The organism is Desulfitobacterium sp., from assembly GCF_035539115.1.
Classification (GTDB): Bacteria; Bacillota; Desulfitobacteriia; order Desulfitobacteriales; family Desulfitobacteriaceae; genus Desulfitobacterium_A.
The window spans coordinates 23,062-29,864 of the sequence record NZ_DATLJA010000012.1; the positions used below are offsets into that span (position 1 = coordinate 23,062).

Below are 6,803 nucleotides of genomic sequence, written 5' to 3' on the forward strand. Positions count from 1 at the left end.
TACTAAAAGCCCTTTGCAAAAACTCTAAACTAATAGCGTTTTAACGCAATCACTTCTCGGATTTTTTGTAAATTATCTAAGACAATATCCTTTCTTAATAAGGAAACTCCTACAAACAAAGTATCGATCAGGCTCAATTGCGCAATTCGCGAAGCCATGGCCTCACTCCGAAAGTTAGATTCCCTGCTCGAAGAGATCAAACAAATATCACTCACTTTAGTCACCGGAGATTTTGAATAATTGGTTAAACAGATCGTCTTGGCACCCGCTTCTCGTGCCGCTTTTAACGATTCCACTATATCTTTGTTACTCCCCGAATGGCTGACACCAAAAACCACGCTTTGAGGATTAAGGAGCCGTGCGGATATCACTTGCAAATGAGGGTCAGTCAGAGCAATACAAGGGATCCCCACACGTACAAATTTATGATAGGCATCCATAGCTACTGGAGCAGATCCTCCTAAACCGTAAAATTCAATCCGATCGGCATGATGAAGGGCCTGAACAGCCTGCTCCAAGCTATCTTCATTAATGATCTTGAGTGTGTCTTGCAAGGCCTCGATATTCGAATGAAAAACTTTAGCCGCAATCGTACCCAAACTATCTTCCGGGGTAATTTCTTGGTGAATATTGGCTAAAGGTTCAACCAAATCACTCGCTAAGGAAATTTTAAACGCCTGATAGCCGCCGTACCCTAAGCGCTTGCATAACCGGAAAATCGTTGCCTCGGCACATTGGGCCAACTCGGCAAGTTCGGTAATTGAAAGATGAATAATTTGTTGCGAGTTTTCCAGGATATATTTGGCCACGCGTCCTTCAGCAGAGGTAAGCGAGGGCATTATCCCTCTCAAGCGAGGTATACACCCTTGTAAATGAGAATCGTTCATCAGGTCTACTCCAATCTATTTCAAATGTTTTTTCAACCATACCGCAAGGTAAAAGTAAACCGCCTTCTTCAGCCGTCGCGGATTATAGCCTGTCAGCTCGGTGATACGATCCAAACGATAATTTAGGGTGTTGCGATGAATAAAAAGCACTTTCGCCGTATCTCCGATACTCAAATCATGATCTAGAAAAACGGATAGGGTTTCGATTAGATCATCAGATAAAGCACCTAGAAGCCCCTCCCAATACTGTTCCGCTGATATCGTTGATAACGTACTAAAGAGAAAGGCTAACCCCAGATTCCAGGACGTCAGCCCTGATTCACCCGCAAAAAAGCGAGCATGGAGAACGGCTAATTCTTTAACTTCCAGATAACCCCCCCAGAGATTGTTCTCTGAAGGTTTGCCCACAAGCACTACCGTTGAAACGCCTAATTCATCGGCGAGTAAAGAATAAACCTCCTGGATCAAGGTTTCACCCCGAGCTTTTAGTTCAGCTCTGGATAAATTTGGCGTCCCCACTGGCAGCCACAGAAAAAGATTGGGTTTCTGACTCCAACATACCTGCGCCTGAGGATAAAGATTTGCCATAACCTTCATAATCTTTGAGTGCCAAGGAGCACACTGAATATAAATAGGAAACCCCTGGTTTAACGGGGGTAGAGCGTAGTGCGAGACATGTTGAGCAAATTTTTTACAATTCCACTTCTGCCGCTCCCCCTCCCTCATAAGCCATTCCCAGGATCCCGTTTCTTGCATTTGGTTCTTGTCCCTTGAGTCGAGTAGGTCTTGATAAATCTTCTGAGCTAAGGCTTCAAGAAGGTGCAAAAGAATCAAATCGGGTTCAGTAGGCTCTTGCCAAGCTAAATACAGAGTAACGCTGTCTTCCTGGGCTAATCCTGCCACTGAAATCTGAACTGGCCTTCCCTGCCGAACCGCTGGACTTCGTTCAGCGAAGATCAACAGACCGGATTCCTGAGTCAAACATTGGGCTAGCTCGATCAGAATCTCTTCGTGACCCGTTAACTCCTGAGCTCTGTTATGAATCATTCCTGCCTCACCCCGTTCGCCAATCTTACTCATCTATTCTAACATGCTTTCAAACGGTGTAAAACACGGGGGAACCCACTATGCAAAAAGTAGATTCCCCTAGCTTACGATTTAATAGTTCGGGTGATAATCCGAGCGATGGATAACTTCCTGGGTCTCGGCATCAAAATAACGAGCTTGAGTCATATCAAAGGCGACTTGATGTTTTTGTAAGATTTTAGCTGTACTCGTCGCGTCAACCCGGGCAATCACATTTTCTCCATCAATCGTGAAGTAAACATAGTTTTCCGACCCCATTGGTTCGATCACATCCACGGTGACATCGAGGAACCAATCGGGGTGTGCCTCCAAGAAAGGAGCATCGTCATAGATGGCTTCTGGACGAATGCCAAAAATGATTTCCTTTCCAATATAAGGTATCAAGGCTTCTCGTCTTTCCGAAATCGGCGGAAGCGTAAAATTAGGATTGACAAGTTTGAGTTGACCCTCTTCGTCCACAAGCCGAACCCGCAAGAAATTCATCGCTGGAGAGCCAATAAAGCCGGCAACGAACACATTTTTAGGATGATTATAAAGGTTCATCGGGGTATCCACTTGCTGGATACGACCATCCTTCATGACCACAATCCGATCTCCCATGGTCATCGCTTCCGTTTGATCATGGGTAACATAAACGATCGTAGTTTGTAAGCGATGACTCAGTTTTGAGATCTCTGCCCGCATCTGCACCCTTAACTTAGCATCGAGGTTGGAAAGAGGCTCATCCATTAAGAATACTTTAGGCTCACGAACAATCGCCCGACCTAAAGCAACCCTTTGCCGTTGACCACCCGAAAGTGCTTTAGGCTTACGATCAAGGAGATGTTCAATATCTAAGATCTTCGCAGCTTCCTTAACACGCTTATCAATCTCAGCCTTTGGGATCTTTCTGAGTTCAAGCCCAAACGCCATATTCTGATAAACACTCATATGCGGATAGAGAGCATAACTCTGGAAAACCATGGCGATATCACGATCTCTGGGAGGAACATCATTCACAAGTTTATCCCCAATATAAATTTCCCCGCTGCTAATTTCCTCCAGTCCGGCAATCATCCGCAGCGTGGTTGTTTTCCCACAACCGGAGGGACCGACGAACACCAAAAATTCCTTATCTTTAATTTCTAGGTTAAAGTCATGAACTACTACATTTTGATCATATTTTTTTACCACATTTTTAAAGGTTAATCCTGCCATGATTCGATCTCTCCTTATTCTCGATTTTCTCGCTTATTTCAGTCTAGCAAAGCTTATCTCCTTTGACTATTGCCAAAATTCACAAATTAAGTGTTCAATCTGACGAAAAAACACCCGGTCCTTTTTTAAGACCGAGTGTTAATTATCTTTCTTGAGTGACTGCTGATTTTAAAGTCTACTTTGAACCACTTGAACAGTTTCGTTTTTGATCTTTTCCGCTTCCGTGAAGAGGCGTTCCCGCTCTGCTTTGACACGAGCTTGGTAGTCCATATTCTTGACCTGGGGCAAATTAATATCGACACTAAACATCGCTGCCTTAAGCGCACTTTCACCCAAGTAGGCAGCAACACCGACATCACTAATCGCCCCTTTATTGCCAATCGGAGCAAGCTCTTGGGCGAGTTTTAGGACTGCAAAACAATTCTGGGCAATCCCTAAGGGAGTATCGGTTGCCGAGATCAGCACTTTTTGGAGTTTTTCCGTGCGTGACGTTTTCTGTTCGTCTGTGTCCTTGGGCAATTTAAGAACAGCCATAAAGTTCGAGAACTCAGCGATATCTTGACTTAAACCTTTTTTCAAATCGTCGAGAAGGCGTTGACCTCGCGCTAAAATGTCTTGAACCTGAGGTTCAACATCCTTGTATTTTTCTTTGCCTACGGTAAGATTCGCTACCATACAAACCATCGACGCAGCTAACGCGCCAACATAAGCTGAAACACTTCCGCCGCCCGGAGTCGGTGCCGAACTTGCGCCTTGAGCCAGAAATTCAGCGGTCGTCCATTGCCAAACGTCTTGTTGTTCTGTCATCAGCCATTCCTCCTTTGCAGTGTAATTCCTTTCAGCACATTCCGCATAATGAGGGCCGTTGTTAAGGAGCCCACTCCTCCGGGAACAGGAGAAATTAAACTAGCCTTTTCCTTAACGGCTTCAAAGTCAACGTCCCCACAAATGCCATTTGGAGTTTCATTAATCCCGGCATCCACCACAATCGCCCCAGGTTTAACCATATCCCCTTTGATCAATTTAGCCCGGCCTACCGCTGCGATCACAATATCTGCCTGACGGGTAAAGGCCCCTAAGTCAGGAGTTTTGGAGTGGCAGATTGTCACAGTGGCATTATGTTTAAGGATGAGGAAAACGAGTGGCTTACCCACCGTTTCTCCCCGCCCGACAATTACAACGTGTTTACCGGCAATTTGTACACCTGAACGCAACAAGATTTCAATGCAACTTTGAGGGGTCGCCGGGAATAGTCCTTCTTCCCCACTCAGAATATAGCCGCGGTTAATCGGATGCACGCCATCGACATCTTTATCCGGGCGAACTGCAGCCATCACATGCTCTTTCGAGATATGTTTGGGTAAAGGCAGCTCAATCATAATGCCATGAATTTGGTCATTCGTATTTAATTGCTCGATCATGGTCAGAACTTCCTTTTCCGGGCTGTCTGCAGGTAGCGTATGGAGTTCAAACCCTATCCCCAAATTTTCACTAACCTTTTGCTTCGATTTTGCATAAACGACAGAAGCAGGATCTTCGCCCACTAGAATGACCGCCAGCTTAGGCTCTACTCCCTGAGCTTTCCAACCTTCAACCTCATTCTTGATTTCTTCTTTCAAAACCTTCGCAATTGCTTTACCATCAAGTAACTCTGCCAAACCCTTCACTCCCCTTTTATATAATGGCATATTTACTTTATTATTCTCTGTTCATAAAAGCAATTCCTTTTGACTGACGAGCGAATTGCAAAATTTTACTGGAATTTTCTGAACTTTATTTCGTAATTTCTAATAACTACTCTCGACGGACCTAATTTGCTAATTCGAAAAATGTATTCGCTCAACGACAAAAGCAGGATTAATTCAGCAACAATTTCATAAAATAGTTCCTTCTCTCAAACATAAAACCCAACAATGCCCCTCATCATTTCGAACTTTTCTTGCTTTTGGGGAGCTTAGAAGGCTTATTATTTGATGCCAATAGAGCTTTCCGGGCCCAATCCACTAACCGCTTATTGTCTTCAATAATGTCAGCAGGTACTTCATAATATGGCATTGACATGGGTTTATTAACAAATGATGGTCGATATGGTTCCATTTCAGCTTGTTCATAATCGGACCTATTAGAGTCATCCACTTTAAAATACAGAACGTCATCTGCAAGTAACCCGAAAATTAAACCATCATGATAAATACCAGCACCACCAAACATCTTTTTAATGGTAACGCTACCAAACAGTTCAAGTTGGTCTAATACGTAATCTTTAAAGCTCTCACTTACTGCCATCGTTATTCCTCCTCAAACTTATTTTCTCCTAGAAAAAATGGATAGTGAAAACATAAGAATTGCTGAAATACATGATATTACAAAGGTAAAATACCATACTTCATTTATACCCATAAAGCCAATGTATACGCCCATAAGCGAAGTTCCAAGAGCTCCACCTAGTGCATTGCTTAAGTTACCAAAAGCACTAAATCTGGCTCTATAATTTCTCGGACTATTATTAGCAATGTATACACCAAAATTTGTGGCCATAAGTATTTCTCCCATTGTCCACAATATGGTAGATACTATGTACAGGGAAAAAGTATTAATTTCTCCTATCATGCCAAAACCTATTGCATATAAAACACCAGCTATACCCATATTAGTTAGGGACTTAAACCTTGTTGTAATATTAGTAACCCACATCGTTAATATTATTACAGTTAAAGCATTGATACTCATAAGTAATCCGAATTTTTCAGGACCCTGAGCTAGGAATCTGTTATCTAGCATTATTGGTAGGGAAAATCTATGCTGTACATATACGAAACTGTATATTATATAAATTAGTAAAAGGATAATTATCCGAGGTTTTCTCAAAAGAACCTCAAGCAGATTTCCTGATTCATCATTTTCCTCTTCAGTTATAGCAACTTCTGCGTTTATTGGATTAACTTCAGTGACATGCATTATAACAAGGCTAACTGCAATAAATGATGTTAAAGCATCTCCTATAAAAAGTAACGGTAGAGAATGATTAAACAAAAATCCGGCTACTATCGGACCTAAAGCTACTCCGATATTAATTCCTAAGTAATTAAGTGAATAACCCAACTGCCTTTTATTGGGTGGTAATATGTCCGCAATTATTGAACTAATTGAAGGTCTTACTACTGCGTTGAAAAAAGTAGCTAATAGGATGAATATTACAATGACCGAAGGGTTATTTATAAAAGCACACGGTATTAGTAATATCCCTGCAATTGTTTGTCCTAATATGTAAACTTTTTTTCTGCCTAGCTGATCTGCAAATTTACCACCTAAGAGAAAACCCGGAATACTTAATACTGACGCAACCATTACTATTACACCGGTAGTTGCAAACGATAAACCCAGCTTATTTATTAGGTACAATGTTAAGAATGGAAACACGAAATCTCCAAACCTGTTAATTATTTGAACTGCGAAAATAATATATATACTTTTAGGAAGCCCTCTGTAATCATTTATCATATATTAATATGAACACCTTGCTTTCTAGAACTAAACAAATTGCAGATCGTAATAATTAACGTTCCTCGTCCTTTCAAATCTAAAGAATCAGCTGAGCTTTGTATTCTCGCGATATTCCTCGCTCACATGGGT

7 protein-coding genes are annotated in these 6,803 nt (G+C 42.0%); all 7 read right to left on the minus strand.

Translation table 11 applies throughout. The features are described from left to right. Positions 1-29: 29 nt before the first annotated feature. Entirely contained in the window at positions 30-887 is an 858-nt protein-coding gene (locus VM640_RS01960) for a MurR/RpiR family transcriptional regulator (protein WP_325389373.1), read from the minus strand. A gap of 15 nt (positions 888-902) precedes the next feature. After that, positions 903-1,967 (minus strand): PucR family transcriptional regulator, encoded by a 1,065-nt coding sequence (locus VM640_RS01965; protein WP_325389375.1) that lies wholly within the window; start codon positions 1,965-1,967, stop codon positions 903-905. A 78-nt stretch (positions 1,968-2,045) separates the two neighbouring features. Then, positions 2,046-3,170 (minus strand): ABC transporter ATP-binding protein, encoded by a 1,125-nt coding sequence (locus tag VM640_RS01970; RefSeq protein WP_325389377.1) that lies wholly within the window; start codon positions 3,168-3,170, stop codon positions 2,046-2,048. A gap of 168 nt (positions 3,171-3,338) precedes the next feature. Next, positions 3,339-3,977, minus strand: a complete 639-nt coding sequence (locus tag VM640_RS01975) for a cyclodeaminase/cyclohydrolase family protein (RefSeq protein ID WP_325389379.1) — start codon at positions 3,975-3,977, stop codon at positions 3,339-3,341. After that, positions 3,977-4,828: a bifunctional 5,10-methylenetetrahydrofolate dehydrogenase/5,10-methenyltetrahydrofolate cyclohydrolase gene (locus VM640_RS01980; protein WP_325389381.1), complete on the minus strand. Its 852-nt coding sequence runs from the start codon at positions 4,826-4,828 to the stop codon at positions 3,977-3,979. Before VM640_RS01980 ends, VM640_RS01975 begins: the two co-directional genes overlap by 1 nt. Positions 4,829-5,093: 265 nt before the next feature. Then, a complete protein-coding gene (locus VM640_RS01985; protein WP_325389383.1) occupies positions 5,094-5,456 on the minus strand; it encodes a TfoX/Sxy family protein in 363 nt (120 codons plus the stop codon). Between the two features lie 18 nt (positions 5,457-5,474). Then, positions 5,475-6,671 carry an MDR family MFS transporter gene (locus tag VM640_RS01990; protein ID WP_325389385.1) on the minus strand — a complete coding sequence of 399 codons (1,197 nt, stop codon included), beginning with the start codon at positions 6,669-6,671 and terminating at the stop codon, positions 5,475-5,477. Between the last annotated feature and the right edge of the window lie 132 nt (positions 6,672-6,803).